The sequence below is a fragment of the Micromonospora sp. NPDC007208 genome (assembly GCF_042869175.1).
Classification (GTDB): domain Bacteria; phylum Actinomycetota; class Actinomycetes; order Mycobacteriales; family Micromonosporaceae; genus Micromonospora; species Micromonospora foliorum.
Map to the genome: position 1 here is coordinate 25,264 of NZ_JBIAFG010000026.1, position 26,512 is coordinate 51,775.

General features: G+C 72.9%; 30 protein-coding genes and 2 pseudogenes. 22 read left to right on the top strand and 10 right to left on the bottom strand.

Translation table 11 applies throughout. The features are described from left to right. Nucleotides 1–5 precede the first annotated feature (5 nt). The 14 genes and pseudogenes from ACFYL6_RS31970 (at nt 6) to ACFYL6_RS32035 (ending at nt 8,561) form a co-directional block, all read left to right on the top strand. Entirely contained in the window at nt 6–644 is a 639-nt protein-coding gene (locus ACFYL6_RS31970) for a hypothetical protein (protein WP_387176955.1), read from the top strand. Continuing rightward, nucleotides 641–1,036 (top strand): phage holin family protein, encoded by a 396-nt coding sequence (locus ACFYL6_RS31975; RefSeq protein ID WP_387176956.1) that lies wholly within the window; start codon nt 641–643, stop codon nt 1,034–1,036. The genes ACFYL6_RS31970 and ACFYL6_RS31975 overlap by 4 nt, the downstream gene beginning before the upstream one ends. Nucleotides 1,037–1,058: 22 nt before the next feature. Further along, entirely contained in the window at nt 1,059–2,495 is a 1,437-nt protein-coding gene (locus ACFYL6_RS31980) for a DUF3618 domain-containing protein (RefSeq protein WP_387176957.1), read from the top strand. Between the two features lie 140 nt (nt 2,496–2,635). Next, nucleotides 2,636–3,145, top strand: a complete 510-nt coding sequence (locus ACFYL6_RS31985; protein ID WP_387176958.1) for a GNAT family N-acetyltransferase — start codon at nt 2,636–2,638, stop codon at nt 3,143–3,145. 277 nt (nt 3,146–3,422) lie between these two features. Further along, nucleotides 3,423–3,869, top strand: a complete 447-nt coding sequence (locus ACFYL6_RS31990) for a hypothetical protein (protein WP_387176959.1) — start codon at nt 3,423–3,425, stop codon at nt 3,867–3,869. A 2-nt stretch (nt 3,870–3,871) separates the two neighbouring features. Next, nucleotides 3,872–5,071: an SRPBCC family protein gene (locus ACFYL6_RS31995; RefSeq protein WP_387176960.1), complete on the top strand. Its 1,200-nt coding sequence runs from the start codon at nt 3,872–3,874 to the stop codon at nt 5,069–5,071. Further along, nucleotides 5,068–5,283, top strand: a pseudogene (gvpJ, locus tag ACFYL6_RS32000) (gas vesicle protein GvpJ); the annotation flags it as partial. The gene ACFYL6_RS31995 and the pseudogene gvpJ (ACFYL6_RS32000), both read left to right, overlap by 4 nt. A gap of 157 nt (nt 5,284–5,440) precedes the next feature. After that, a complete protein-coding gene (locus tag ACFYL6_RS32005; RefSeq protein ID WP_387176961.1) occupies nt 5,441–6,196 on the top strand; it encodes a GvpL/GvpF family gas vesicle protein in 756 nt (251 codons plus the stop codon). A 3-nt stretch (nt 6,197–6,199) separates the two neighbouring features. After that, the gene (locus ACFYL6_RS32010; protein WP_387176962.1) at nt 6,200–6,520 is read left to right on the top strand and encodes a gas vesicle protein GvpG; all 321 of its coding nucleotides are present in this window, start codon (nt 6,200–6,202) and stop codon (nt 6,518–6,520) included. Continuing rightward, entirely contained in the window at nt 6,489–6,818 is a 330-nt protein-coding gene (locus ACFYL6_RS32015; protein ID WP_387176963.1) for a gas vesicle protein, read from the top strand. The genes ACFYL6_RS32010 and ACFYL6_RS32015 overlap by 32 nt, the downstream gene beginning before the upstream one ends. Before the next feature lies 1 nt (nt 6,819). Beyond that, nucleotides 6,820–7,020 (top strand): annotated as a pseudogene (gvpJ, locus tag ACFYL6_RS32020) (gas vesicle protein GvpJ); the annotation flags it as partial. 154 nt (nt 7,021–7,174) lie between these two features. Next, nucleotides 7,175–8,002, top strand: a complete 828-nt coding sequence (locus tag ACFYL6_RS32025) for a GvpL/GvpF family gas vesicle protein (RefSeq protein ID WP_387176964.1) — start codon at nt 7,175–7,177, stop codon at nt 8,000–8,002. Next, nucleotides 7,999–8,211: a gas vesicle protein gene (locus ACFYL6_RS32030; RefSeq protein ID WP_238658293.1), complete on the top strand. Its 213-nt coding sequence runs from the start codon at nt 7,999–8,001 to the stop codon at nt 8,209–8,211. The genes ACFYL6_RS32025 and ACFYL6_RS32030 overlap by 4 nt, the downstream gene beginning before the upstream one ends. Then, on the top strand, nt 8,208–8,561 hold the full coding sequence (locus tag ACFYL6_RS32035) for a gas vesicle protein K (protein WP_387176965.1): 354 nt from the start codon (nt 8,208–8,210) through the stop codon (nt 8,559–8,561). The genes ACFYL6_RS32030 and ACFYL6_RS32035 overlap by 4 nt, the downstream gene beginning before the upstream one ends. Before the next feature lie 60 nt (nt 8,562–8,621). Here ACFYL6_RS32035 and ACFYL6_RS32040 read toward each other — a convergent pair whose 3' ends face one another. From ACFYL6_RS32040 to ACFYL6_RS32075, 8 genes are all read right to left on the bottom strand, one after another. After that, nucleotides 8,622–9,554: an SMP-30/gluconolactonase/LRE family protein gene (locus tag ACFYL6_RS32040; RefSeq protein ID WP_387176966.1), complete on the bottom strand. Its 933-nt coding sequence runs from the start codon at nt 9,552–9,554 to the stop codon at nt 8,622–8,624. A 93-nt stretch (nt 9,555–9,647) separates the two neighbouring features. Then, nucleotides 9,648–11,861, bottom strand: a complete 2,214-nt coding sequence (locus tag ACFYL6_RS32045; protein WP_387176967.1) for an AAA family ATPase — start codon at nt 11,859–11,861, stop codon at nt 9,648–9,650. 36 nt (nt 11,862–11,897) lie between these two features. Further along, complete coding sequence (locus tag ACFYL6_RS32050) at nt 11,898–12,398, bottom strand: hypothetical protein (protein WP_387176968.1); 501 nt, start codon at nt 12,396–12,398, stop codon at nt 11,898–11,900. 38 nt (nt 12,399–12,436) lie between these two features. Further along, nucleotides 12,437–13,195 (bottom strand): ATP/GTP-binding protein, encoded by a 759-nt coding sequence (locus ACFYL6_RS32055; protein WP_387176969.1) that lies wholly within the window; start codon nt 13,193–13,195, stop codon nt 12,437–12,439. Further along, complete coding sequence (locus ACFYL6_RS32060) at nt 13,173–13,655, bottom strand: DUF742 domain-containing protein (protein ID WP_387176970.1); 483 nt, start codon at nt 13,653–13,655, stop codon at nt 13,173–13,175. Before ACFYL6_RS32060 ends, ACFYL6_RS32055 begins: the two co-directional genes overlap by 23 nt. After that, nucleotides 13,652–14,125 carry a roadblock/LC7 domain-containing protein gene (locus ACFYL6_RS32065; protein WP_387176971.1) on the bottom strand — a complete coding sequence of 158 codons (474 nt, stop codon included), beginning with the start codon at nt 14,123–14,125 and terminating at the stop codon, nt 13,652–13,654. The genes ACFYL6_RS32060 and ACFYL6_RS32065 overlap by 4 nt, the downstream gene beginning before the upstream one ends. Further along, nucleotides 14,122–16,737: a nitrate- and nitrite sensing domain-containing protein gene (locus tag ACFYL6_RS32070; RefSeq protein WP_387176972.1), complete on the bottom strand. Its 2,616-nt coding sequence runs from the start codon at nt 16,735–16,737 to the stop codon at nt 14,122–14,124. The genes ACFYL6_RS32065 and ACFYL6_RS32070 overlap by 4 nt, the downstream gene beginning before the upstream one ends. Further along, a complete protein-coding gene (locus tag ACFYL6_RS32075) occupies nt 16,724–17,902 on the bottom strand; it encodes a hypothetical protein (RefSeq protein ID WP_387176973.1) in 1,179 nt (392 codons plus the stop codon). The genes ACFYL6_RS32070 and ACFYL6_RS32075 overlap by 14 nt, the downstream gene beginning before the upstream one ends. Before the next feature lie 373 nt (nt 17,903–18,275). Here ACFYL6_RS32075 and ACFYL6_RS32080 point away from each other — a divergent pair, with 373 nt between their 5' ends. Together ACFYL6_RS32080 and ACFYL6_RS32085 are read left to right on the top strand one after the other, a co-directional pair. Beyond that, nucleotides 18,276–21,140: an alpha/beta fold hydrolase gene (locus tag ACFYL6_RS32080; protein ID WP_387176974.1), complete on the top strand. Its 2,865-nt coding sequence runs from the start codon at nt 18,276–18,278 to the stop codon at nt 21,138–21,140. Then, complete coding sequence (locus tag ACFYL6_RS32085; RefSeq protein WP_387176975.1) at nt 21,140–22,006, top strand: ABC transporter permease; 867 nt, start codon at nt 21,140–21,142, stop codon at nt 22,004–22,006. Before ACFYL6_RS32080 ends, ACFYL6_RS32085 begins: the two co-directional genes overlap by 1 nt. 9 nt (nt 22,007–22,015) lie before the next feature. Here the strand turns inward: ACFYL6_RS32085 and ACFYL6_RS32090 are convergent, their stop codons facing one another. Together ACFYL6_RS32090 and ACFYL6_RS32095 are read right to left on the bottom strand one after the other, a co-directional pair. Continuing rightward, nucleotides 22,016–22,726 carry a DUF4232 domain-containing protein gene (locus ACFYL6_RS32090; protein WP_387176976.1) on the bottom strand — a complete coding sequence of 237 codons (711 nt, stop codon included), beginning with the start codon at nt 22,724–22,726 and terminating at the stop codon, nt 22,016–22,018. 256 nt (nt 22,727–22,982) lie between these two features. Beyond that, nucleotides 22,983–23,288, bottom strand: coding sequence for an ArsR/SmtB family transcription factor (locus ACFYL6_RS32095; protein ID WP_387176977.1), 306 nt, complete (start codon nt 23,286–23,288; stop codon nt 22,983–22,985). A gap of 91 nt (nt 23,289–23,379) precedes the next feature. On the opposite strand from ACFYL6_RS32095, the gene ACFYL6_RS32100 reads away from it, so the two are divergent. The 6 genes from ACFYL6_RS32100 (at nt 23,380) to ACFYL6_RS32125 (ending at nt 26,490) form a co-directional block, all read left to right on the top strand. Next, nucleotides 23,380–24,348, top strand: coding sequence for a DMT family transporter (locus ACFYL6_RS32100; protein WP_387176978.1), 969 nt, complete (start codon nt 23,380–23,382; stop codon nt 24,346–24,348). Between the two features lie 115 nt (nt 24,349–24,463). After that, the gene (locus ACFYL6_RS32105) at nt 24,464–24,763 is read left to right on the top strand and encodes a hypothetical protein (protein ID WP_238660350.1); all 300 of its coding nucleotides are present in this window, start codon (nt 24,464–24,466) and stop codon (nt 24,761–24,763) included. 11 nt (nt 24,764–24,774) lie between these two features. Further along, entirely contained in the window at nt 24,775–25,497 is a 723-nt protein-coding gene (locus tag ACFYL6_RS32110; protein ID WP_387176979.1) for a hypothetical protein, read from the top strand. Continuing rightward, nucleotides 25,494–25,925 carry a YbaB/EbfC family nucleoid-associated protein gene (locus ACFYL6_RS32115; protein ID WP_387176980.1) on the top strand — a complete coding sequence of 144 codons (432 nt, stop codon included), beginning with the start codon at nt 25,494–25,496 and terminating at the stop codon, nt 25,923–25,925. The genes ACFYL6_RS32110 and ACFYL6_RS32115 overlap by 4 nt, the downstream gene beginning before the upstream one ends. Beyond that, nucleotides 25,922–26,293, top strand: a complete 372-nt coding sequence (locus tag ACFYL6_RS32120; protein ID WP_387176981.1) for a YbaB/EbfC family nucleoid-associated protein — start codon at nt 25,922–25,924, stop codon at nt 26,291–26,293. Before ACFYL6_RS32115 ends, ACFYL6_RS32120 begins: the two co-directional genes overlap by 4 nt. Beyond that, nucleotides 26,290–26,490, top strand: a complete 201-nt coding sequence (locus ACFYL6_RS32125) for a hypothetical protein (protein ID WP_387176982.1) — start codon at nt 26,290–26,292, stop codon at nt 26,488–26,490. Before ACFYL6_RS32120 ends, ACFYL6_RS32125 begins: the two co-directional genes overlap by 4 nt. The last annotated feature ends 22 nt before the right edge of the window (nt 26,491–26,512 follow it).

The window sequence follows — 26,512 nt, forward strand, 5'->3', positions numbered from 1 at the left end:
GGGATATGACGGCAACGAACCAGAGCGGCACGGGACAGCAGGCCCGACAGGAGGCCTCCCGGGTCGGCCAGCAGGCCACGCAGGCCGGGGGTCAGGTCGCCCACGCCGCCGCTGAACAGGGCGGGCAGGTGGCCGCGGAGGCGCGGCGACAGGCCCAGCAGTTGACCGGTGAGGCCACCGGGCAGCTTCGGGACCAGGCGCAGACGCAGCAGCGGAGGGCCGCTTCAGGCCTGCGCGACCTGGGTCAGAACCTCAGTTCGATGGCCGAACGGGACGGCGATTCCGGGCTGGCCGGTCAGGTGGTACGCAAGGCGGCCGACGCCGCCCAGCAGGCCGCCGGCTGGCTCGACCAGCGCGAACCCGGCGAGGTGCTCGACGATGTCCGCACGTACGCGCGGCAGCATCCGGCGACGTTCCTCGCGGGCGCGGCGGTGGCCGGGCTGCTGGTCGGGCGGCTGACCCGTGGCCTGACCGCGCCGGCCTCGGGCAACGGCCAGGGTGGCAGCGCCTCCCGTGCTCCGTCATCCGCCCAGGGCGCACCGGCGGACGCCGGTCAGCAGCCGTACGTGGGGACGGCGCGGGCGCAGAACGTCCCGGCCGCCAGTCGGCAGCAGTCCGACCTGCCCGGCGGGGTGGCGCCGTGAGCGCCCCGGAGAAGGAACGGACCCAGGCCTCGGTCGGCGAACTGCTGGGCGAGGTGACCCGGGACGTCTCCACTCTGGTGCGCAAGGAGGTCGAGCTGGCCAAGGCCGAGCTGCGCGAGGAGGTCAGTCAGGCGGGCAAGGCCGGCGGCATGTTCGGCGGTGCGGGGCTGGCCGGGTTCCTGGCGGTGCTCTTCGTGTCGTACGCCGTCTGGTGGGGGCTGTCCAACACGATGGACCAGGGGTGGGCGGCGCTGATCGTCGCGGTCATCTGGGCCGCCGTGGCCGGTGGTCTCTTCATCAACGCCCGGACCCAGCTGAAGCGGGCTCGTGCGGTTCTGCCCCGGACGCAGCAGACTGCCCGGGAGCTGCCGGACGCCCTGCGGGGTCGGTGAACGAGTCGGGAGGGAACAGGTCATGTCCAGTGATCCGGATCGGATCCGGCGGGAGATCGAAACCACCCGCAACGAGTTGAGCAGTGACGTCGACGCGCTGACCGACAGGGTCAACCCGCGTCGGATCGCCGGTGACCGCGTCGGGCAGGCCCGCGGGGCGTTCACCCGAGCGAAGGAGAAGATGATGGGCAGCTCAAGTCACATGGGGCAGGAGACTGGCCAGCGGATGTCGCACATGGCCGGTTCGGTACGCGACGAAACCCGTTCACTCGGGCAGCAGTCCCGCGAGCAGGCTCAGGGCAACCCGATGGCCGCCGGTCTGGTCGCCTTCGGAGTCGGCCTGCTGGCCGCCTCCCTGATCCCGCCGAGCGGGCGTGAGCGGCAACTCGCCGGGCGAGCGCGGAACATGGTGAGTGAGCACTCCGGTGAGCTGCGCGAGCAGGCGAGCCAGGTTGGCCACCAGATGCAGGACAACCTGCGGGAGCCCGCGCAGCAGGCGGCGCAGTCGGTCCGGTCCAGCGCCCAGCAGGGCGTGTCCGCGGTTCGCGACCAGGGCCGTTCGGCCGCCGGTCAGGTGCAGGGAGAGACGCATGCGGCCGTCGGTGTGCCGGGGCCGGCGCCGGTGATGCGGGTACGCTCCGCGTCCGCGCCGGCCCCGGACCGGCCGGTCAACGAGGACCTGGTCTTCCGGTTCGGCCCGTTGGTCGGTGTGCTGGACGGCGCGACAGTGCCGGACGGCTTCGACACCGGTTGCGTGCACGGGCCCGAGTGGTACGTCCGGCACCTGGCGGCCCGGATCGGCGTCGCCGAGGCGGTACGCCCCGCCGCCCGGCTGACCAGCAACCTGGCCGCGGCCATCCTCGCGGTGCGTGCCGACCACGGCGAGCAGTGCGACCTCGACCATCCGGGCACCCCGTCGAGCACGGTCTGCCTCCTGCGGGACTGCGGCGACCAGGTGGACTACCTGGTGCTCTGCGACAGCCCGCTGGTCCTCGACGTCGGCGGGCAGGTCAGCGTGGTGACCGACAACCGGCTGGACGCGGCGATGGCGGAGCTGCGGGAAACCGTGGCCATGGTGCCGGGCGGCGCGGCTGACCCGGTCACCCGGTTCCGGCACGCCGTGAGCGTGCAGCGGGAGCGAATGAACCGCACGCACGGCTACTGGGTGGCGGCCTCCGACCCGGACGCGGCCTTCCACGCGGTGACCGGGACCGCGCCCCGGAACGGTCCGCGGGCGCTACGGCGGGCGGCGCTGCTCAGTGACGGCGCGTCCAGTGCGGTGGAGCAGTTCGGGCTGACCGACTGGGCTGGTCTGCTGGACCTGCTGAGCGCCGACGGCCCGGGCGCGCTGATCGACCGGGTGCGGGACGCCGAACGTGACCACCCCGATCGACTGCGCCGGCACAAGTCCACCGACGACGCGTCGGTGGTGTTCTGCGAGTTCGGGTCGGCCGTTTGAGCGTGCGACACCCGGTCGGGTGACAACAGAGCGTGATGTGGAACACCCGGGCCGCCCGACCGGCCGGTACGCCTGTCCGGACCGCCAGTGGATGGCCAATGGGGTGGACTTCGGCCGATGAGGGCGGCAGACTGCGGCACGTGGCGGGTGCGGTCCGGCTGGAGCCGGTGGACGAGCGGAACCTGGAGCCGTTGCTCTCCGTAGCGGCTGCGGAGGCGGAACCCGGTGATGTGATGCCTCCGGTCGAGGCCCCCGCCGGCTGGTCGCTCGCCCGCCGCGAGGCGTTCCGCGAGTTTCACCGGGCGAGCTTCGGCGGGCTGGACGGCCCGACTCGTTCGCAGATGTACGCCATCCTCGTCGGCGGCGAGGTGATGGGCATGGTCCGGATGACGCGTTGTGACGAGCCCGGCACGGTGGAGACCGGGATGTGGCTCGGCCGGTCGGCGCGGGGGCAGGGGATCGGCGCGGCCGCCCTGCGGGAGCTGCTGAACGCCGCTGCTCGGGCCGGCATGCGGGCGGTGGTCGCCGAGACGACCACGGACAACATCGGCGCGGTCGCCGTGTTGCAGAAGTGCGGCGCGAAACTGCACGAGAACGGCGGCAAGGTCCGCGCCGAAATCTGTCTCGATTCGACGCCCCCCGCTCTCTGAAGCTATTTGGGCTTTTCGCCTTCGCTGTGCAATCTCCCTGCTCATGACCGATTGAATGTCCGGTCTGGGCGTTGCCGCGCCGCATTTCCGGATCTCCTTCCGGCGACGTCGACGGAAATTGTCGTACCGGTTTCGACATAACGTCGCCGGGTACTGCCGCCCGGGTCCGCAGAGGTGGACGCCTGATCGAAGGCAAGGTTCGCGCTATTCCCCGGCACCCCTTCTTTAGTCGCGACCGGGCAGGCGTCCGGACCCTCGGGGAGCGAATGGAGACCTGATGAAGAACGGAACACGAATCGGACTGGCGGTGGGCTTCGGCTACCTGCTGGGCCGTCGCCGCAAACTGCGTACCGCGCTCACCCTGGCCGCGGCGGTTGCCGCGGGCCGCGCCAGCCGAGACCCCGGCGGGCTGCTGAAGCGGGGCGGCGCGGCACTTCAGTCGTCCCCCCAACTGAGCAACCTCGGCCGGCTCGGCGTGCCGTTGGTCAACGCCGGCCGGGCGGCCGCGACCGCGGCGGCCGGCAGCGGCGTTGACGCGCTCACCGGCCGCCTGCGCGGCTCCGCTGATGCCCTGCGCCGGCGCTCCGGCGACCAGGGCAGCGACGACAAGGGCCGCGACGCGCCGAGCGACCAAAACACGACGAGCGATCGGGACAAGACGAACGACCGGAACGCGTCGGACGACCAGGACAGCGCGGCGGCCGGGCAGCGGCGGGGGAGGTGACCATGGCGGGGAACACCAACGCGGGCGGCCTCGGCGACAAACTCCGTGGCCAGTTGGCCGATGAGGTGCGCAACCTCGCCGGGGCGATCGGTGATCGTGCGATGAGCGTGGTGACCGAGCGGATCACCGGCGCGACCGGCCGCCTCAGCGAGTACGCGCGCCAGGGCGGCGGTCCCGGTCTGATCGCCGCCGCCACCGGCGCGCAGAAGCTTGCCGAGGGCGGGTCGCCGATGAAAGCGATGCTGCACGCCGGGGTGGCCGGCGGTAAGGAGAAGGTGATGTCGGCTCTCGGCCGCACGGGCGGCGGTAAGGGCGGCGGCAAGAAGAAGAAGGTCACCAACATCGTCGAGACGATCGAGGTCGGTGTGCCGGTACGGGCCGCGTACAACCAGTGGACGCAGTTCGGCGACTTCCCGAGCTTCATGAAGAAGGTCGAGCAGGCCGAGAACGACTCGGACGAGAAGATGACCTGGAAGGCGCAGGTCTTCTGGTCGCACCGGACGTGGGAGTCGACAATCGTCCGCCAGGTGCCGGACAAGCTCATCCACTGGCGGTCGAAGGGCGAGAAGGGCTCGGTCGACGGCACCGTCAGCTTCCACGAGGTCACCCCGGACCTGACCCGCATCCTGGTGGTGCTGGAGTACCACCCGCAGGGCCTCTTCGAGCACACCGGCAACCTGTGGCGCGCCCAGGGCCGGCGGGTGCGGCTGGAGTTGAAGCACTTCGTCCGGCACGTCATGACCGAGGTGGCGCTCGACCCGGACCAGGTCGAGGGCTGGCGCGGGGAGATCCGCGACTCCCAGGTGGTCAAGGATCACGAGACCGGCCTGCGCGAGGAGCGGGAGCAACGCGAGCGGGGGCAGGAGCAGCGCGGCGGGGCGCCGGCCGGCCCCGAGGACGACGAGTACGCCGAGGAAGAGTCACGCCGGCGGCCCGGCGGGCGACCGCGTCAGCGTCCGCAACGGCGACCGGTCGAGCCGGAGTACGACGAGGAGTACGAGGCGTACGAGGACGGCTACGACGAGGGGTACGCGGACGAACCCGACGAGGAGCCTCCGCCGCCGCCCCGACGTCGGGCACCGGAGCGGGCCCGCCGCCCCCAGCCCCGCGAGGAGCCGCAGCGACCCCGTCCGCCGGTCCGACGTGGACCCGAGCCGCCGCGCCGGCCCGTGGTGCGCCGCCGCCGCGAGGAGGACGAGTGACGCTCGCCGCCGGCGATGCCGCCGCCGGGGGAGCCCTTGAACGCGTGGGCTCCGCCGGCGGGCTCGCCGACGTGGTGGAGACGGTGCTCGACAAGGGCGTGGTCATCGACGCGCAGGTGACGGTCGGGGTCGTCGGCATCCCCCTGGTGGAGATCAACGCTCGGGTGGTGGTGGCGAGCATCGAGACGTACCTGCGGTTCGCCGAGGCGGTCGACCGGCTGGACCTCGCCCCGGCCGAGGGTGAGGGGCTGGGCGGCCTCGTCGGCGGTGTCACCGGCGCGGTTCGGGACGTGACCGGGTCGGTCCGGGACGTCACCGGCGCTGTCGGTGACGCCGCCGGCAACGTGCGGGACCTCGGGAGGGGTTGAGATGGCGGACGAGACGGGACTCTTCGTCTACGGGCTGGTGCCGGCGGACGTGGAGGTGACGCCCGACGCCGCCGGGGTCGGCGAGCCGCCCGGCGAGGTGACTGTGGTCCGGCACGGCGACCTCGGGGCTCTGGTCAGCGAGGTGCCGTTGGATGCGCCGCTGGGGCGGTCGGCCGACCTTCGGGCGTACCAGGAACTGCTGGACGGGACAGCGGTGGTGGCGCCGGTCCTGCCGGTGCGGTTCGGCACCGTGGTCACCGGCCCGGACGCGGTGCTCGACCTGCTGCGACCGCACCACGACCGGTTCGCCGCCGCGCTCGCCGAGTTCGAGGGCAGGGTGCAGTACGTCGTGCAGGGCAGTTTCGAGGAATCGGCGTTGCTGCGCGCCATCCTCGACGAGAACCCGGCCGCCGCCCGGCTCGCCGAGCAGGTGCGTGGCCGGACCGAGGCGGCCAGCCGGGAGCCCCGGATCCGGCTCGGGGAGCTGATCAGCCAGGCGGTCGAGCTGCGCCGCGAGGCGGAGAACCGACGGCTGCTCGACACGACGGCCGAGTACGTCGTCTCCACGCAGATGCGCCCGCCCGGCCACGAGATGGACGGGGCCCACGTGGCAGTGCTGGTGGACACCGACCAGGAGGCGGCCCTGGTGGACGTGCTGGAGGAGTACGCGCGGGACCGCCGGGGCCTGCTGCGGATGCGGCTGCTCGGGCCGCTCGCCCCGTACGACTTCGTCGACGCGCACCAGCTGGCGGGCTGACCGGTGGACCTGCTCTGGGCGCTGCTGACCCTGCCGTACGCGCCGGTGCGCGGGCTGACCGCGGTGGTCGGGGTGGTGGCCCGGGAAGCGGAGGCGCGACAGCGGAACCCGGTGAACATCCGGCGCGAGCTGGAGGCGTTGGACGCGGCGGCGGCAGCCGGTGAGCTCAGCGCCGAGGAACGCGACCGGGCCGAGCAGCGGGTGCTGGACCGGCTCACCGGGGGCGGGGGCCAGGCCGGTGAGCGGCCACGTCCGCGCCGGCAGGGCCCGGCCCGCCAGGAAGGAGTGCGCCATGACCGACGGCGACCGCGCCCGGCGACGTGATCCGACCGCCGACGGTTACTCCGACGAGGAGTACGTCGAGCCGGTGTCGGCGGCCGAGGCTGCCCGGGCGGGGCTGCGGCAGCTCGTCGAGCTGACCGGCCGAGAGCCGTCGGTGACCACGTCGCTGGAGGCCACCGAGGACGGTTGGCTGGTCGGGGTGGAGGTGGTGGAGGCACGCCGGATCCCCAACTCCATCGACCTGCTCGGCCTGTACGAGGTGGAGCTGGACGTCGAGGGGAACCTGCTCGGCTATCGGCGGGTGCGGCGCTACCAGCGCGGGAAGAGTGAGGTGGATTGACATGACCGCTGCGCAGCCGCCGTCGGTGGTACAGAACTCCGGCCAGGTCCTGCCCGCCGGCCACGAGCCGGCGAACCTGGGCGACATCCTGGAGCGGGTGCTCGACCGGGGCATCGTGATCGCCGGGGACATCCGGGTCAGCCTGCTCGACATCGAGCTGCTGACGTTGAAGCTGCGACTGGTCATCGCCTCGGTCGACACCGCACGTCAGATCGGCATCGACTGGTGGGAGCACGACCCGTGGCTCAGCTCGCGGGCCCGTCCGCCGGTGGAGTTGGCACCGCGGGAACCGGCGCAGGTCGAGGTGGAGCGGCGGTCCCGGGCGCGACGTCGCGACGCCGAAGTGGAGGAGTGGGATGAGTTCGACGGCTGAGGTGACCAGCGAGCGGCCGGCCCCGGCCGTCGGGGCCTGGCTGCACGGCGTGGTTCGGGACGTCGAGCCGGCGACGTTGGCGGCGATCGTCGGAATGGACGGCGGCGCCGTCCGGGCGGTGTCCGCCGCTGGGCTGATCGCCGTGGTCAGCGCCGCGCCGCTCGACGAGTACGGCGAGGAGCCGCTGCGCCGCAACCTGGAGGACCTGGTCTGGTTGGAGCGGGCGGCTCGGGCGCACCACGCAGTGGTCGAGACGTTGGCCCGCCACGGGCCCGTGGTGCCGGCCCGGCTCGCCACCGTGCACAGCGGCGACGACGGGGTGGCCGCGTCTCTCGCCGCCCGGCGTGCCGAACTCGTCGCCACCCTGGACCGACTGACCGGGCGCGGCGAGTGGGGCGTGAAGGGTTACCTGGTTCCGGGGGCCGCCAGCGTGAACGCCGAGACGGCGAGCGCCGGCGGGGTGGGGACGGCGTATCTGCGTCGCAGACGCGCGCAGTTGACCGCCCGGGAGGAACACCAGCAGGTGGCGAGCGCCGCCGCGGACGCGGTGCACGCCGCCCTCTGCGAGGTAGCCGTGGCGGGCCGCCGGCACGCTCCGCAGGACCGGCGGCTCTCGGGTGCGCCCACGCCGATGGTGCTCAACGGGGCGTACCTGGTCGACGTCTCGGAGTTGTCCCGCTTCACCGACCTGCTCGGATCGTTGGGTGGCCGGCACCCGGGGGTCCGGCTGGAGTTGACCGGCCCGTGGCCGGCGTACTCCTTCGTGGCGGAACGGCCGGATCTCGACGGTGCCGTCGGGGAGTCGCGTTGACCGCCGCCCTCGCGCCGAACAGCGCGGACGATCCGCTGGCCTACCGGCCGGTTGCCCTCGTCGACCTGCTCGACCGGGTGCTCGCCACCGGGGTGGTGATCAGCGGTGACATCACGCTGTCCATCGCCGAGGTCGACCTGGTCCGGATCTCGCTGCGCGCGTTGGTCGCCTCGGTCGGCGCGTTGGCCTCGCCGGAGAACACCGGATGACCGGGCGGGACGAGGCCGGGGAGCTGGTCGCTGCGCTGGGCGGCCAGTCGTGGCAGCCGCCCCGGGTCACCCCGCTGGACCGTCGGATCACGGTGGACCGGGACTCGGTCGAGCGAGGCCTGGCCAGCCTGGTGCTCACCGTCGTCGAGCTGCTGCGGCAACTGATGGAGCGGCAGGCCCTCCGCCGGGTCGATCTTGGTGACCTCTCCGAGGAACAGGTCGAGCGCATCGGGGTGACGCTGATGGCCCTGGAGGAGCAGATGACGGGGCTGCGCGAGCACTTCGGCCTGGCCCCGGAGGACCTGAACCTGGACCTCGGCCCACTTGGCCCGCTGCTCCCCACCGACTGACCCATGCCCGCACCGGACAGCCGGCGGCGACCCCGTGCGGGCCGCCGCCGACCGCCTCGGTCAGGCCGGCAGCCGGACGATGTCGTAGTCGGTGCTTGGCGTCGACTCCACGTCGAACCGACCGTTCACCACGTACAACGCCGAGCCGAGCAGGTCGCCGGTGGCCGGCGAACGCAGCTGCGGGCCCGTGATCTCGCGCTGCACCACGCCGGCGGTGTACCCGGCGTTCATCCGGACCACCGCGACGACGTTGGTCAGGTTCCGGATCACGTAGAGGGTGCGTCCGCGCAGCACCAGCCCGTCGGCCCGCTCCACCGAGTAGCCGCCGAGGTCGACGAGGCGGCTGCCGCCGGTACGCGGGTCGACGCGCACCAACTGGCCGGACAGCATCTGCGCGACCAGCAGATCGCCGTCCGGTAGTGCCACGATCCCGTTGTGGTAGACGTCCGGAGTGGCGGCCGGACCGCTGAGCTGCAGCACCCGGAAGGCGGTGGGGGCCGGAAGACGGCCACCCGGGCCCAGGGGCACCACGTACAGCACCTGCCGCGCGGAGTCGGTGAAGTAGACCGCTCGCTCGGTGATCACGAGGTCGTTGACGTAGCTGCCCGGCACATCGGTGAACTGGTAGTGGGCCAGCTTGGTGCCGGTGTCCGCGTCGTACACGCTCGCGCCGCCACCGGAGAAGTCGGCGGTCCAGAGCCGGCCCTGCGGGTCGAGCTTGAGGCCCGCCTTGTCGGTGCCGGGTGTGCCGGGAATCAGCACCGAGCCACGACCGGTGCGTAAGTCACCCCGCCAAACCGCACCGTCCAAAATGGACCCTACGAAGACGGTGGTGCCCCGGCCGATCGTCAACCCTTCCGGGGTGAACCCGTTCGGCAGCGCGATCCGGGTGGGGAACGGCTTCGCCGGATGAGCCGTCGCCGGCGCGCCGATCGAGACCAGGGTCGCCGCCGCCACGAGGGGGACGAGGAGAAGAGAGAGCCGCTTGCGCAAGGAACACCACCTGACGTCGCAGTGGATGACTCCACTGAGGAATGTGACGTCTTAGGAACGTCCTGGGCGCGACAAAAGGTTGTGCAGTTTTGATCACTGGCGGTTCGCCGCGTACGCGGCCAGCCCGGCGACCTGGGCCGGGTCCAGCGACGGGCGTACCCGGGCCCGTGCGGTCGACACGTGCTCGGCGGTGACCGTGGCGGCGGCGAGCGACTCCCGCATCGCAGCCAGGGCCGCCTCGCGGACCAGCGCCGCACAGTCCGCGGCGGAGAAGCCGGTCAGCTCCTCGCCGAGGGCGGACAGGTCGACGTCCGGTGCCAGCGGCACCTGCCGGGACGCGGCCCGCAGGATCTCCGCGCGGGCGGGCCCGTCCGGCGGCGGCACGTAGACCAGCCGCTCCAGCCGGCCCGGCCGCAGCAGCGCCGGGTCGACCAGGTCCGGCCGGTTCGTCGCGCCGACCACCACCACGTTGCGCAGGGTCTCGATCCCGTCCAGTTCGGTGAGCAGGGCGGCGACCACCCGGTCCGTGGTGCCCCCGTCGGTGGCCTGGCCGCGTACCGGCGCCAGCGCGTCCACCTCATCCAGGAAGATCAGGGTGGGGGCCGCCTCCCGGGCCCGACGGAACAGCTCGCGGACCGCGCGTTCGCTCTCACCGACCCACTTGGAGAGCAGTTCGGCGCCCTTGACCGACAGCACGTTGGCCCGCCCCGACCCGGCCAGCGCGGTGACCAGGTAGGTCTTGCCGCAGCCCGGCGGCCCGTAGAGCAGCACGCCGCGCGGCGGCTGCACGCCGAGCCGGGCGAAGGTGTCCGGGTAGGTCAGCGGCCACAGCACGGACTCGGTAAGCGTCTGCTTGACCTCGTCTAGCCCGCCCACGTCGTCGAGGGTCACCGAGGCCAGGTCCAAGGTGGACGCGGCCATCGTGGTCGGCCGGACCACCTCCCTGGCGGCGGTGAAGTCGGCCATCGACACCGTCGGCGTCTCGGCGGACTTCTGTCGCAGCGCGGCGCGTACCCCGGCCTCCCGAACCAGCGCGGCCAGGTCCGCCGCGACGAACCCGGGGGTACGCGCGGCCACGTCGTCCAGCCGGACGTCGTCGGCCAACGGCACCTGTCGGGTCAGCACGGTGAGCTGTTCGCGGCGCAGCGCCTGATCCGGGAGCGGGACGCTGATCCGCAGCGACAGCAGGTCGGGCGCGCGCAGGGCGGGGTCGACCGCCTCCGGTCGGCCGGTGGTGCAGACCACGGCGACGCCGGCGCGGATGCTCTCCGCCAGCACCTGCCGGAACACCGTCGCGACCGGACCGGGGTCGTCCGCGGGTGCGAGCGCCTCGACGTCGGTGACCAGCAGTACCGCCGGCCCTTCGGCCCGTGCCGCCAATGCCGCCACGCGCAACCGCTCGGCGGCGGCCTGACTGGCCAACGCGGCCACCTCCGGCGCCCAGAGCGGGTGAACGCGGGCACCGACCCGGGCGGCCACGGCCCGGACCAGCGCCGACTTCCCGGAGCCCGCCGGGCCGACGAGCAACACCCCCAACGAGATGGTGGTGCCGAGCCGGCCCAACACCTCCCGGTGGTGGAAGCCGAGGTCCAGCAGCTCGGTCAGCTCCTCGGCCTGGGCCCGCAACCCGGGCAGCTCGTCCACGTCAGGGGCGTCCTCGGCCAGAACCGCGTCGGCGCTCGTACCCGGCCGGGTCGACTCGGTGCCGACCGGGACGGGCCCACCATGGGTCGTCGCACCGTGCTCCCAGGCGACCGATGTGCCCATGGTGACCAGTGCGCCGGACGACGGCTCGACCGTGACCACGCTGAGCAGAGAGCTGGTCCAGGCGAAGCCGACGGTGTTGGCGAGGCTGCGTCGCGCCGCCTCGACCAGGCTGCGAACCGAGGCGTCCGGCAGCACGTCCTGCGGCAGCAGCGACACGTCATCCCCGGCGGTGAGCACCTTGCCCAGCAGGGCGAGCCGGAGCATCTCCGGGCTGACCGCCGCCACGACCCCCACCGGCCCGGCCAGGACGACCCGGCTCGCCGGCACCAACGGCACCGGACTCACCCGCACCTGACCGCCGTCGCGCAGACCCAGGTTGCCCAACGTCAGGTCGTCGGCGTACAGCAGGGCGCTGCTCGCGCCCGGCCCGGCCGCCGCCGCGATCCCGGCCGTCTCCCGGCGGCCGGCAAGGCGGACCGGGTCGCCGGGCCGCAGCCCCAGCGCGGTCAGTGCCTCCGGGTGCAGGCGCACGATGCCCCGTCGGGCGTCCAGCGCCGCCGGCCGCAGGCTCGCCGTCAGGGTCAGGTCGGGTTGCGCCACTGCCCGACCGTAGCCGCCAGCAGCCAGCCCCGCCGGTCAGCGCCGCGGATCCAGCTCGTCCAACAACGTCGGGTCGCGTCGGATCAGCTCGGCCAACCGGGCCGCCGGGTCCGGGGTCAACCCGTCCGGGCCGGGCGCCCAGGCCGGCACCGTCCGGCCGGAGAGCGGCCAGGCCGGCGGGGGTTCCACCGGCGTCGGCGGGGGAACCGGTCCGACCGTGACGGCAGGCCCGTCCCAGGAGACCCGCATCGGGTACGTCCGCCCGGCGTGCTCCACCCGCACGGTCACCGCCAGCCCCGGGTAGGCCCCGACCACCTGGCGGACCGCCTCGGCCACCTCCTCGACCGGCCCCCATCCGGCCACCTCGCTCGGGGATTCCACCCCCGCATGCCGGCCCGACCGGGCGTTGCGGGTGTCGCCACCGTGGCCAGGCGGCCTCGACGGTGCGGTGGTGTCGTCACGGTCGGTGGCCCGACGGCGCGACGCCTCCTCACGTCGGGCCAGCCGGGCCAGCGTCTCGTCCAGGTCGCCCCTCACCAGGTCACCTCTTCCCGCCACGGCCGGAGCTGGTCCGCTCAGGCCCTCCTGTCCCGGGTAGCCCGGTCCAGCGCTCGGTCCAGGACGACCAGTAGGGCGTCCCGCACCGAGAGCCGGTCGCGGGCATCGAACTGCACCAGGGGTACATGATCGCCGATGGCCAACGCCCAGCGGATCTCGCCGAGTTCCAGGGCCAGTCGTCCGTCGAAGGCGTTGACCCCGACGACGAACGGCAGCCCGGCCCGCTCGAAGAAGTCGACGGCCGGGAAGCAGTCGTCCAGCCGTGCGCTGTCCACCACCACCAACGCGCCGAGCGCTCCCCGGGCCAGGTCGTCCCACATGAAGCCGAACCGGGTCTGCCCCGGCGTGCCGAACAGGTAGAGCTTCAGGCTGCGGTCGATCGTCACGCAGCCGAAATCCATCGCCACCGTGGTGGTGGTCTTGGTGGACCGGGCACCCGGGTCGTCCACGCCGATCCCGGCGGTGGTCATCTCGGCCTCGGTGGTCAGGGGCGCGATCTCGGAGATCGCACCCACGGTGGTGGTCTTGCCCACCCCGAACCCGCCGGCCACCAGGATCTTGACCGGGATCGGCGGTGCGGCCGGCTTACCGGCCGAAGGCGGCACCGACCCCGTCTCGGACGAGGGCCGGTACGGCGGCGGCGCGGACGCCGGTGGGCCGGCCCGCCCGACTATCGGCCCGGTGCCCGGGGACATGCCGTAACGGGCGGCGGCGCTGTTCGCGGCGACCCCGCCGAGCGGGGCGACCGGCCATTCAGGAGATCGCACGGAGTCCATCAATCACTCGCAGGATGAGATCGGGGTCGACAGCGTCGTCGGTGTCGGTGACGTGCACGTCCAGGTGCCCGGCGGCGCGTAGGTCGCCGACCAGCACCCGGGTCACGCCGAAGTGCAGTCGGGCGCGGGCCGAGATCTCGGCCACCGAGATCGGCTCCGCGCAGAGCGCGATGATCGTCTGAAGTTCCGGTGCCAGCAGGGCACCGGGCGGGCCGGCCCACCAGCCGCTGTCCATGCGGGCGGTCACCTGGGTCTCCAGCCCGATCGCCGGGTCGGCGCCCGCCACCCGCCCGGAGGTGAGCACGAACGGACGGGGACCGGCCGGCTGGCCCCCGTCCGGCTCCGGCAGGGCCGGTGTCGCCGCCGCGCCGTCCCCGGTCGGGGGTTGCGTACGCAGGTACGGGCGGATCCGGACCCTCGGATCCGGATCCGGATCCTCGCCGGCGACGTCGGGGGTCACTGCTGAGCGGCGTTCTTCAACTCGACGATCAGTCGCGGGGTCAGGGCGCCACCGGCCCGCCCGGCGAAGAGCGTCATCTCGTACGCGACGGTGCCCAGGTTCGCCGAACGGTCGGCGACCACCCCGAGCACGGAACCACTGCTGATCGCGCTGATCAGCAGGTAGCCGTCGGCCATGTCGACGATCACCCGGTTCAGGCCGCCGAGCGCGTACCAACTGGCGGCCCCACCGGCGAGGCTGGTCATCCCGGACACGACGGCGGCCAACCGCTCCGCGTTGGACCGATCCTTGATCGCCGACATGGCCATCAGCAGACCGTCCGAGGAGACCGCGATCGCCTCCAGGACCCCGGCGGTGCTGGAGGTGAAGGAGTCCAACAGCCAGTTGAACGTACGGGCCTCCGGGCTGAGGTCCCCATTGGCGCTGGGCTGGCTCTGGTCGACATTGTCGTGCAGGAAGGGGCTGGTCACCGTGATGATCCTTCTTCGTTCCGGTGGTCGGGGCTGACTTCGCGGAGAGCGCGGGCGACGCCCGCCTCGAACTCGTTGATGAGGTCGCGGACCTCGGCCGGGTCACCGAGGTGGGTGCTGAGCGGTTGGCAGGCCGGGATGGCGGTGAGGTTCGCTCCCGGCACCCGTCGGCTCAACCGGAGCCGCCCCGGTGCGGCATCGGTCGAGTTGCCGCCACGAGGCACCGTGGGGCCGGCGCCGCCCGGGGTGCTGGGCAGGTCGACGGTCGCGTCCCGGTCCACCACGGCCGCCCCGGCGCTGGTCGACGGGTGGCTGGCCGTTTGCGCCGACGCGGCGTCGAGGCTCGGTGTCACGTGCAGCTCGGCGCGGCGTACCCCGGCCTGGAAGGCCTCGACCAGTGCGCGGGCGGCGGCGGGGTCCGCGCCGGTGGCGTCCACCGGCCGGGTCGTCGCGGCGGTGGCGTGCAGAGTGGCCCCGGGCACCCGCTGCCGCACCCGTGGCCCGGTCGGCTTGCCCGCCGGTTCCGGGCTCGGGGGTTCGGGAGCGGCCTGCTCGGGCTGGCCCCGACCAAACGCGTTCCACGATGGGCCGGTGTCCAGGCTGCGGGTGGCCCGGCTCAGCAGGTCCGAGTCGAAGCGGGTCGGTACGGCGACGGCCACCGCGCTGGGCCGCGCGTCGTGCTCGGGGTCGAGCATCGCCGTACGCCGGTCCCGATCCGGCACCGTGGCGCGGGCCACGGCGGCCCCGGCCCGGTCGGCGCGACGCAGCACCAGCGACGCCGACGGGATCTCCAGCTGTGCGGTCACCCCACCGCCGCCGGTGGCGGCCAGGGCAACCTGCCAGCCGTGCCGACGGGCCAGCCGGCCCACCACGAAGAGACCCAGCACCTCGGTCGGGGCCAGGTCGAGCCGTTCCCGGCGGGTGAACCGGGCGTTCTCCTCAGCCAGCCGTTGCTCGCTCATGCCGATGCCGTGGTCCACCACGGTGAGCCGCGCGCCCAGGCCGGACGTCTCGGCGGCCACCAGCACCCGGGTGTGCGGCGGGGAGAAGACGGTGGCGTTCTCCATCAGCTCGGCCAGCGCCAGGACGAGGTCACCGACCACCGCCGGCGCGGCCGAGACGCCCGCAGGCACCTGCACCTCCACCCGGGTGTAGTCCTCGATCTCACCGAGCGCCAACCGGACCACGTCGGCCAGCGGCACCGGCGCGGTGTGCGCGTCGGCCCCGGCCGAGCCGGAGAGCACCACGAGGCTGCCGGCGTTGCGTCGCAACCGGCTGGAGATGTGGTCGAGTCGGTACAGGTGCTCCAGGCGGCCGGGGTCGGCCTCCTGCTGCTCCAGCCGGTCGATCAGCGCGATCTGCCGACCCACCAGGTTCTGGGTACGCCGCCCGACGTGGCCGAACATCTGCGCCACGTTGCGCCGGCCGGCGACCTGCCGCTCGACCAGCTGCGCCGCGGTGTTCTGCACCCGGTCGAAGGCCCGTGCCAGGTCGCCGATCTCGTCCTTGGCGCGGATGTCCACCGGCTCCAGCCGGACCGCTTGAGGTCTCTCCGCCTCGTCGTCGGTGACCCGGACCAGCTCCGCCTCGGCGACCCGGGCGACCCGGTCGGCCGAGCGGGTGAGTCGGGTCAGGGGTCGGGCTACCGTCCGCGCCACCGCCACGCTGAGCAGCACCACCAGCGTCAGGATCAACGCCGTCACGGCACCGACCAGGTACGCGGCGGTCAGCGCCCGCCGCTGCTCGGCCGTCACCTCGGCGAGCACGTCGGCGACCAGCTTCTTCTCGACGAACTGACCGAGCCGGATCATCGTGCGGACGGCCGGGAAGAGCGCCTCGATCGTCACGTCGCGGACCGCGGCGGCCGGATCGCGGGCGCTTCTGATCAGGAAGTCGGGCTTGGTACGCGCGGCCACGGCGGCGTCGTTGAGCTGGGCCACCGTGAGCTGCTCGGGTGTGATCAGGCTGCGGAAGCGCGAGTTGTCGACCATGAGCGCGGCGATGCAGCCCACGTACCCGGCGGTGGTGTCCGGGGTGCCGATCGCCTTGACCAGCAGGCTCAGGGTGGCGCAGGCGCCCAGGCCCTCATCGGCGCGGAGCAGCCCGTCGAGGGCGAGCACCTGCCGGCCCGCCAACGTGTCGGTGTCCACCCCGACCACCAGCCGCAGCGACTCGATGATCCCCTTGTTGACCGGGCCGAACGCGTCCATCACCTGACCCGGGTTGGCGGCCCTGGCCAGGACGGCCGTGCGCAGGTCGATGAGGCTGGACACGCCGTCCAGGGCGTGGTCGACCTGGTCGGTCAGCGCGTCGCTCCGCGCCGCCCGGAGGTCGGCCACCCGGTCGTCCACGTCGGCGGACTTGCGGACCACTTCACTGCGTTCGACCTGGCCGAGCAGGAAGCCGACGGAGAGGACCCGTTCCTGCTGGAGGTCCTGGACCAGGCTGCCGACCCGGCTGGCGAGCCGGACCCGTTCGGCGGTGTCGCCGGCCCGCTGTGCCGCGCCGACCCGGTCGAGCAGCACCGGCACGGCCAGGCCGACCATGCTGAGCAGCGGGATCACCACGAGCAGCGCGAGCTTGCCGCGGATCCGGAGCCTACCGAGCAGCATCGAATGCCCCCCACTGCGCGATCTCCGGGTCACGGGCCGCACCGGCCGGTTGCAGCGCGCGCGGCTCATCGGTCGGCGGTTGCCAGGGGTCGCGGTGCGGTGGGGTGTCGGGGCTGTCCGCGTGGGTCGCGGCGAGGGCGGCCCGACGTCGGGCCCGGCGACCGGCCGCGATCAGCAACGCGGCGAGCCAGCTCAGCAACAGAACGGCGGCGACCCCCGCTCCGGCGGTCAGCCAGCGGTCCCGGTTGAGCCGGTCGATGCGCTCGACCAGCAGCGCGTCCAACTCGGCGAGGATGACCGGCTGAAGTTGGCGGGCCGAGCGGTGCGAGTTGAGCGCGGCGGCACTCAACTGGCTCGGGTTGACCACGCCGGTGTCCTTGCCCGGCACCGAGAACGCGGCAAGCGCCTCCACCGACCGCTGGTAGGTGTCCAGCGGGGTCAGCACGTTGGCACCGAGGTCGGTGCTCTCCGAACCGTCCACGGCCGAGCGCAGGTTGTCGACGAGGTCGGCGGCGGGCGCCAGGGCGGTCACCCGCAGCCCGGTCAGCTCCATCAGGCCGCGCGGTTGCTCGGCGGCCGGCCGGCGGGAGACCAGCGTGCCCAGGTCGGCGAGCCGGCCGGCGGCGACCACCGCCTCGGGCAGTTCCTGGCCGGCGCTGTCCTGGAGGAAGAACGAGTCGGCCTCCGGGTCGCGGACCAGCCCGGAACTCTCCCGGACCTTCCGGTGCAGGGCCAGCAGCAGGTCGGAGACCTCGCCGTACGCGGTGTAGGCGGCCTCCGGGTCGGCCGCGCCCCGGCCGCGCAGCGCCTCCAGCTTGGCCCGTACGCCGGCCCAGCGTTCCTGGCTGAGCAGCTCCCCGCCGATGCGGGCATCCACCGCGGCGGCCTGCTCGACCGCCCCGTTCAACGCCTCCCGTGCGACGGGGCGGCCGTTGATCGCGTTGGACTGGGCCTCCACGAGGGCGTCGGTGACCGCCGCCAGAGCGGTGAGGTACTGCACGCCGAGCCGTTCCCGGGCGGCGAGGTCCCGGTCGTCGGTGGTCTGCCGCCAACTCGACGTGACGAGCAGGCCCAACGGCGCCAACAGTGCTCCGATGAGCAGCAGGGGCAGCAGTCGGCCCAGCGTGGACGGCCGTCGACGGGCCCGCGGCGCGGGGACTGTCATGTGTGTCTCCTCCGGCGTGGGGCGCTGATCGGCGTGGCGTCGGGCTAGCCGACAAGTCCCGTCCACCGGACCGGAAAACTAATCGAACCCCCGACTGGTCAGACCTCACTGGGCGAGTCAGGTTCGCGTCACTTCGAGCCATGTCACCATTTGTCCGCGTTACCGGCACGCTCTGTGTCAGCTGTGGGTGTGACATGGAGGGATCGAGGTGGATATCCGCGGAAGATCGGAATTCACGGGATCCGAACTCAACTCGCTGTGCCGCGTCGGACGTTGCGCGCTCGCACCCCCACCGCGCACCGATCGGGGCAACCGGACGGACGTACGGCGGATCTCAGCCAACGCTCAGGCTGTGGGCCGTACCGTGTGCCGCATGACATCGCCGTCGCCGGCCGCGTGGTTCCGGCGTGCCCTGCCCACCCGCCGCCGCGCGACCGCAGCCGCGGTGGTCGTCGTGCTGTTGGCCGCCGCCGTGACCTGGGCGGTGTGGCCACAGGGACCGGGCGTACGCACCGAGAGCGCGATGCTCACCGTCCGCTCCGGACCGTCCGGCGACCAACCGGTGAACCTGGACACCACCTTCTACCTGCCGGACGACGCCTCGTCCGGTCGGAAGGTGCCAGCGGTGCTGTTGGCGCACGGGTTCGGCGGCACGAAGGAGTCGGTGCGCTCCGACGCGGAGGAGTTCGCCGGTCGCGGCTACGCGGTGCTCACCTGGACCGCGCGGGGTTTCGGCCGCAGCGGCGGGGAGATCCACCTGGACAACCCGGACTACGAGGTACGCGACGCTGAGCGGCTGCTGGACTGGCTGGCCGCTCGGCCGGAGGTGCGCACCGACGCCGCCGGCGATCCGAAGGTCGGTGTGGTCGGGGGCTCGTACGGCGGTGGGTTGGCGTTGCTGCTGGCCGCCCAGGACCGTCGGGTCGACGCGATCGTACCCATGATCACTTGGAACGACCTGTCCCGCGCGTTCCTGCCGGAGAGCACCGGCGGAGCGCCGACCGAGGGCGTGTTCAAGAAGGGCTGGGCCGGCCTCTTCTTCGGCGGCGGCGGCAACGTGGGCTCCGGCCCGGCCGGGCTCTCCGGCGGGACCGCGGCCCAGCCGCAGGGCGCACCGGCGTCGGCCGGCCCGCCCAGCCCCGGACCGGGCGCCGGCCCCGGCAGCGGTCCCGGTGGCGCCCCGGCCGGTGCCGCCGACCCGTCCTGCGGTCGGTTCGCCGCCGACGTGTGCGCCGCGTACCTGCGGATCGCCACCACCGGCCGCGCCGACCAGGCCGCCGTGGACCTGCTGCGCCGCTCCAGCCCGGCGGGTGCGCTGGACCGGATCAAGGCCCCCACCCTGCTGGTGCAGGGCGAGGCGGACACGCTCTTCCCGCTCGGTGAGGCGGACGCGAACGCGCGCGGCATCGCCGCCACCGGCACCCCGGTACGGGTCGCCTGGTTCACCGGCGGACACGACGGTGGCAGTGGACCCCGTTCGGATGAGGACCGGGTGAAGTTCCTGACCGTCCAGTGGCTCGACCACTACGTCAAGGGCGAGGGCGATGCGCCCGGCGACGACTTCACCTGGTCCCGGATCGCCGGCTTCGACGCGCTCGACCGCGGTCTCGTCGCCACCGGTTTCCGCCGCGCCGACTACCCGGGCCTGGCCGGCAACGCCCGCCGGGAGGTGACGGTCACCGGTCCGGCGCAGCCGATCGCGAACCCGCCGAACGGCAACCCGGCCGCCATCTCCTCGATCCCATTCGCGGGCGGGCTCACGTCGCTGCTGGACGGGGTGGCCGGCGACGTGCCCGGCCAGCACGCCCGGTTCGAGTCGACCCCGCTGACCGAGGCGGTCGACGTGGCCGGTGCGCCCACCGTCACAGTGCGGGCCGCGTCGCCGACCGGCGAGGCGGTGCTCTTCGTCAAGCTCTACGACGTCGACCCAGACGGCGCGGCCACCCTGCCGAACGGCCTGGTCGCCCCGATCCGGCTCACCGGCCTACCGCAGCAGGTGCAGGACGCCCGCCCGGTCACCGTGACGCTGCCCGGGATCGTCCGCCGGGTGGAGGCCGGGCACCGGCTGCGACTGGTGGTGGCCACCTCCGACCAGGCGTACACCACGCCCGCCGAGCCGACCGTCTACACGGTGGCCGCGGACGGCGCGGTCAGCCTGCCCACGGTCAGCGGTGAGCCGATCCCCACCGCGGCGACGATCTGGCGCTGGGTGCTCGCCGGCCTGCTCGCCGCCATCGTGATCGGGCTCGTCGTGGTCGTCGCCCTGGTCCGCCGCCGGCACCGCCGCCAGGACCGGTCGGTGCATCCGGAGTACGCGGACACCCCGCTGGCCGTGCGCGCACTGCGCAAGGAGTACGCGGACGGCTTCGTCGCCGTGTCGAACGTGGACTTCGAGGTGCACCCCGGTCAGGTCGTGGGTCTGCTCGGGCCGAACGGTGCCGGCAAGACCACCACCCTGCGGGTGCTGATGGGGTTGACCCAGCCGACCGCCGGGGAGATCTACGTCTTCGGTCGTCGGCTGGTGCCCGGCTCGCCGGTGCTGTCCCGGATCGGGGCGTTGGTGGAGGGGCCGGGCTTCCTGCCGCACCTGTCGGGTCTGGACAACCTGAAGGCGTACTGGCGGGCCACCGGGCGGCCGTGGGAGGACGCCCAGTTCGACGCGGCGCTGGAGATCGCCGGGCTGGGTGACTCCGTGCACCGGAGGATCAAGAACTACAGCCACGGGATGCGCCAGCGTCTCGCCATCGCCCAGGCCATGCTCGGCCTTCCCGAACTGCTGGTGTTGGACGAGCCGACCGACGGGCTCGACCCGCCGCAGATCGCCGAGATGCGCCGGGTGCTCCAGCGGTACGCCACGGACGGCCGGGCGGTGCTGGTCTCCAGTCACCTGCTGGCCGAGGTGGAGCAGACGTGCACGCACGCGGTGGTGGTGAACAAGGGCCGGATCGTGGCGTCCGGGCCGGTGGACGAGATCGTGGGCGAGTCGCCGAGCGTGCTCTTCGACGTCACCGACCCGGTGGCGGCGCGGGCGGTGCTGGACCGGCTGCACGGGGTTCGCGTGTTGCCGGAGAGCGACGGCCAACTGGTGGTCGACACCAACGGCACGGCCCGCAGCGAGGTGGTGGCGGAGCTGGTGCGCGCCGGCATCGGGGTGGACCGGGTGGTGCCTCGGCGGCGCCTGGAGGACGCGTTCCTCGCCCTGGTGGGCGAGAACTCTCGGGGAAGCGGTGACCGGTGATGATTGTTACTGACGCGGGTGAGGCCCGTGGCTACCGGCCGTCGGCCACCATGCCGTTCGTGGCGGAGTTCCGTCGGCAGGCGTCCCGGCGGCGGACCCAGCTGGCGCTCGGGTTCATGGTGCTGCTGCCGCTGATCATCCTGATCGCGTTCCAGTTCAACTCCGGTGGCGACGACGACAACGGCAACAACGAGTTCGCCAGCCTGGTCGACCTGGCCACCTCCGGCGGGCTCAACTTCACCCTGTTCTCGATCTTCGTGTCGGCGTCGTTCCTGCTGGTGGTGGTCGTCGCGCTGTTCTGCGGCGACACGGTGGCCAGCGAGGCGAGCTGGGGCAGCCTGCGCTATCTGCTGGCCATCCCGGTGCCCCGGGCGCGGCTGCTGACGGTGAAGCTGGTGGTCGCGCTCGCGTACTCGGGACTGGCCCTGCTGCTGTTGGCAGGCACCGCGTTGCTCGCCGGTACCCTGCGCTACGGCTGGTCGCCGCTGCGCAGCACGGTCGCCGCCGAGCTGGAACCCACCGAAGGGCTGCTCCGGTTGCTGGCCGTGCTGGGCTACCTGGCGGTCGTACTGCTGGTGGTGGCCGGCCTGGCGTTCCTGCTGTCGGTCACCACGGACGCCGCGCTGGGCGCGGTGGGTGGCGCTGTGCTGCTCTGGATCCTGTCCAGCATCCTGGACCAGATCACCGCGCTGGGCGCGCTGCGCGACTTCCTGCCCACCCACTTCAGCACCGCCTGGCTGGGGTTGCTGTCGACTCCGGTGCAGACCGACGACGTGGTGCGCGGCTGCATCTCGGCGATCAGCTACGCGACGCTGTTCTGGGGGTTGGCGTTCTGGCGCTTCACTCGAAAGGACATCACGTCGTAGCGGGTCGGCTCACAGTCGGCTGTCGGGTGGGCTCACCGACGACGGCACCGCGCTCGGCGCCGGCGGCGGGGCCGGCTGGCTCGGCACCGGCGTGGACGGGTCGGCCTTCTTCCAGGCGCTGACGCCGATCCGGCCGGTGTTGCCAAGGTCGATCGGCCCGTCCGGGTCCACCTCTTCGGCCGGCTGCCCGGCGGCGGGCGCCACCGTCAGGAACTCGCCGTTGGTGGCCACCACCGTCGAGTCGGTGACCAGGTTGCGCCAGAGCACCACGGCGGTGGCCCGCTCCCCGGCGGCGAGGGTGACCTGCCGGGGCGGCTGGTCGAAGCCCGAGGTGATCTCCTTGGCGCCGTTGACCACCCGCAGCATGATCGGCTCGCGCGCTTCGTCGAACACGTGCAGCACCGGGTACCCGTTGAGCTGGTAGGGGCGCTCGCCGCAGTTGACCAACTCCAGGCCGAGGGCGCGCAGACCCATCGCGGCGTCCCCGCCGGTCGACCGGATCCGAACACCGGTGGCCGGGCACTCGGCCAGCGGGTCGACGCTCCCCGACGGACTTGCGGCGGTGGTGGGCGCGGTAAGTGGTCGCGGGCCGTCCGGGCCGCCCTGGCCGCGATGGTCGCCAGGTATACACGCGCCGAGAGTGAGAGCCGCCATGACCGCCGTGACCGTCGCGGACGCCGTGCTGACCCGTCGCCGCGCTGCCGTCCCGCGAGAGATCATCAGTAGATCCTCGCCCACGAAGAACCCACACCGTCACCCCGCCCCCCGCCCCCCGCCCCCCGCCCCCCGCCCCCCGCCCCCCGCCCCCGCCCGCGCCCCCGCCCGCGCCGATCTTGCAGTTTCAGTCGCCGATATGCGCGGAATGCCCCGCTATCTCACGACAACAAGTGCAAGATCGCGAAGAAGGGGGCAGGTCTCACCCGCCGCCGCCGCCGTGCGGGCTGCCGCCGTGTGGGCCTGGGTGGGGCGGTGTCAGTCAGGCCGGCGGGCGCTGGGTGAGGACGGCGTCCAGTAGGCCGGGGTAGAGCTTGTCCAGCTCGTCCCGGCGCAGCCGGACCAGTCGGCTGGTGCCGGCGGCCCGGGTGCGGGTCAGGCCCGCCTCGCGCAGCACCCTGAGGTGGTGGCTCCGGGTCGCCTTGGAGACGCCGAAGTCGAAGCTGCCGCAGGCGGCCTCGCCGCCCTCGGCGAGCGCCCGGACGATCTGTAGCCGCACGTCGTCGGCGAGTGCGGCCAACACGTTGGTGACCGGTACGGCGGTCAGTTCGGGTTCGTGCGGCTCCATGTGACCAGTGTAACCCTTGTTCGACAATAATCGAACAACACCCTATGGTCGGTGTCGTTGGTTCGACGATACTCGAACATTGGAGTTGCCGATGCGATCCCGCGCCACCGCGTACCCACTGGTCGCCGTGCTCGGCTGGGGAGTGATGTTCCCGATCCTGGCCAGCGCGCTCGACCGGGTCGACCCGCTCAACCTGACCACCGCGCGCTACCTGCTGGCCGCCGTCGTCCTGGTCGCCATCCTGCTGCTCCGCGAGGGTGCCGGCGCGCTGCGGCACGGTGGCCGGGCGCTGGAGGTGGTGGTGCTCGGAGTGGTCGGCTTCGCGGGCTTCAACCTGCTCACCAACCTGGCGCTCGAACACGCCGCCCCGCAGCAGATCTCACTCTTCGTGGCCACCACTCCGGTGATCACCCAACTCGTCCGCTGGGCTCGCGACGGCGTACGCCCGAAGCCGCTCCTGCTGGCCCTCTCCCTGGTGGCGCTCCTCGGAGTCGGCCTGGTGATCACGCGCGGGAGCCTGGCCGGGCTCGGCCAGTTCGGCCTCGGTGGGCTGATGATGATCGGCGCGGTGCTGGGCTGGGGCATCTACACCCACGGTGCCAGCCGGTTCGGCGAGTGGTCGCCGCTGCGCTTCACCACCCTGACCGCGCTCGCCGGCACGGCCGCCATGCTCGCCCTGAGCATCGGCGCCGACGCCGTCGGCTGGCAGCACGCGCCGGCCGCCGCCGACCTCGTGGCGATCGCCCCGCAGTTGGCGTACGCCGTGTTCGTGGGCGCCGTGATCGCGGTCCTGGCCTGGAACACCGGGGTGCAGCGACTCGGTGCCGCCAACGCCGCGCTGTTCATGAACCTGGTCCCGGTGACCACCTTCGCGGTGCAGATCGCCCGCGGCTACCGCCCGGAGCCCGTCGAGCTGGTCGGGGCCGCCATCACGATCGCCGCCCTGATCGCCGCGAACCTCGCCGCCCGCCCCCGACCCCGGGCCAGCTCGCTGCCCCAGTCGACCGCGGTCACTGATCCGATCGCGGTGACCGACCCGGTGGCCGTGAGCGCGCGCTGACCCGTCGACCCGAACGACGGCGGCAGGGACAGCCCAGGTGGTGCATCCGTGGCAGGATGAACCGCCAGGACCAGCCGTTTCCATCGATCGCTGGATGTCTGGTGAGGGGGCCGTCGTGACGTCGCTCGAAACCGAGGCCATGCGCAAGGCCGGCCAGGCGATCAGCGCCGACGCGAAATCATTCGCCGATACGGTGCTGCCCAGGATCGCCTCGCTGACACTGCCCCGGGATGCCTTTCCGATGTTCGCCTGGAACCTGCCCGACGACTACGAGCGTGTCCGGCAGGGCGTGGACGACGTCGCCGCGGCGCTGCAGAAGACGATGGACTCGATCGGCACCGCACTGACCACCATCGCCACCCACTACGAGGAGCAGGAGCGGGTGCGGGGCGAGAACTTCACATACCAGGATTGAACGGAGCCGCGATGTCCGACTCCTCGCTCTACTCCGACCGACTCGACGGCGACACCACCGAAAACCTCTGGGTGTTGGTCGGTGTCCTCGGCACCGCGCTCGCCGCGGCCGTCTGGCCCACCGGTGGCGGTCCGGCGGTGGTGGCCAGCCTCACCGCACTCGTCGAGATCAACATCCGCACGCCGGACCCGTGGGACAAGGGTTCCGAGGCGTGGAACGACATGAGCGACGTGTTCGAGCAGTGCAAGGCGGGCCTGACCCGGGCGCGCGGTGACGTCGACACCTACTGGGCCGATCAGGGCGCCGAGGCGTTCAAGGCGTTCCTGGAAACGCGCATCGAGCCCGCACTCGACGCGATCGCGCAGGCGGCGAGCAACGTACGGAACATGTGCGACGACATGTGGTGGGGCCTGACCACGAACCTGGTCAGCTACATCAGCGTCACGGGCGCGGCGCTGGTGGCCGCCGGTGTGGCCTACGCTTCCGGCCCTTATACGCCGGCCGTGCAGTGGGCGATCGTCGGAGCATGGGCGGCGTTCGCCATCACGACGCTCACCGCGGTGCTGACCTTCGTGCAGCAGGTGTGGACGGCTGGGCGTGACGTCGGCGACGCCTTCAGCGTTCTGGAGAACATGTTCACAAGCGACAGTGACCGGATCGACACCACGAGCCTGCAACTGCCCGAGCAGGTCCGGGTTCGCATCGCCGAGCCGAAGGGGTGGGTGAAGGAGTGAGCGACGTACCAGCGTTCGAGCACGCGGCGCGCGAGGCGGAACGCGCGGCCCTGACCGGCGGGTCGCTGCGAGCGATGACCGATCAGCTCAACGGGGTCCTCGCCCGGATCAGCGCGGCACAGGAGGCGGTCTACGAGGGCACTGACGACTCGGGCACCGTGGTGGTCAGGGCCACCGGGGCCGGCCGGGTCGAAGACGTCTACCTCAGCCCGCAGGCGTTCCGCGACCTCGACGCGCAGGCCCTCGGGGCAGCGTGCGTGACCGCCGTGGGTGACGCGAGGATGCGCGCCGCCCAGGCCCTGACCGCGACGATCGCCGAGGTCTCCGGGCAGCCCGCTCCGGTCGACGTTCCCGCACCAGCGCCGCAGGCGTACGACCCGGCGTCGGCCGCCGAGGCACTGCGTACCGCCGCCCGGAGGGCCGGATGAACCCCGATGCCCTCTCGGCGATCCGTCGTGACATCGCCGCCGCGATGGAGTCGGCGGCGGATTTCGTCGAGCGGCCGACGGGCGACCAGTATCAGGGTGCGGCCGGCGACGGCGCGGTGATCGCAACCGTCGGCATCGGCGGTCAGCTGCTCGACGTACGGATCACACCGCAGGCCCGGCGTTCCGTGGACAACCTCACCCTCGGCGAGCACGTACGCGACGCGATTCGAGCCGCCGAGGCCGAAGCCGAGCAGGCCCGCAACGCCCTGCTCGGGTCGCTGACCATCGGCGGCCGCTCGGTCGCCGAGATCCTGGCCGACCCGGGCGCCGCGATGCCCGGCACCGTTCGACCGCGGTGGCAGCGATGACCCCCGCGCAGCGCGCCGTGGTCGTCATGGTGTCCGTGGTGGTCGCGCTTCTCGTCGTGTCGGGTGCGGTCTGGCTGCTCGCCGGCGGTGACCGGCCCACGGGTGGCGCCATCGCCACTGCGGGCTGGGTTCTCGTGGCCCTACTGGCCGTCTTCGGGGCCGTCGCGGTCTACCTCGGGCGTCGACGCCGCCGCTGACCAGCAGCGCACGCCACCCGCC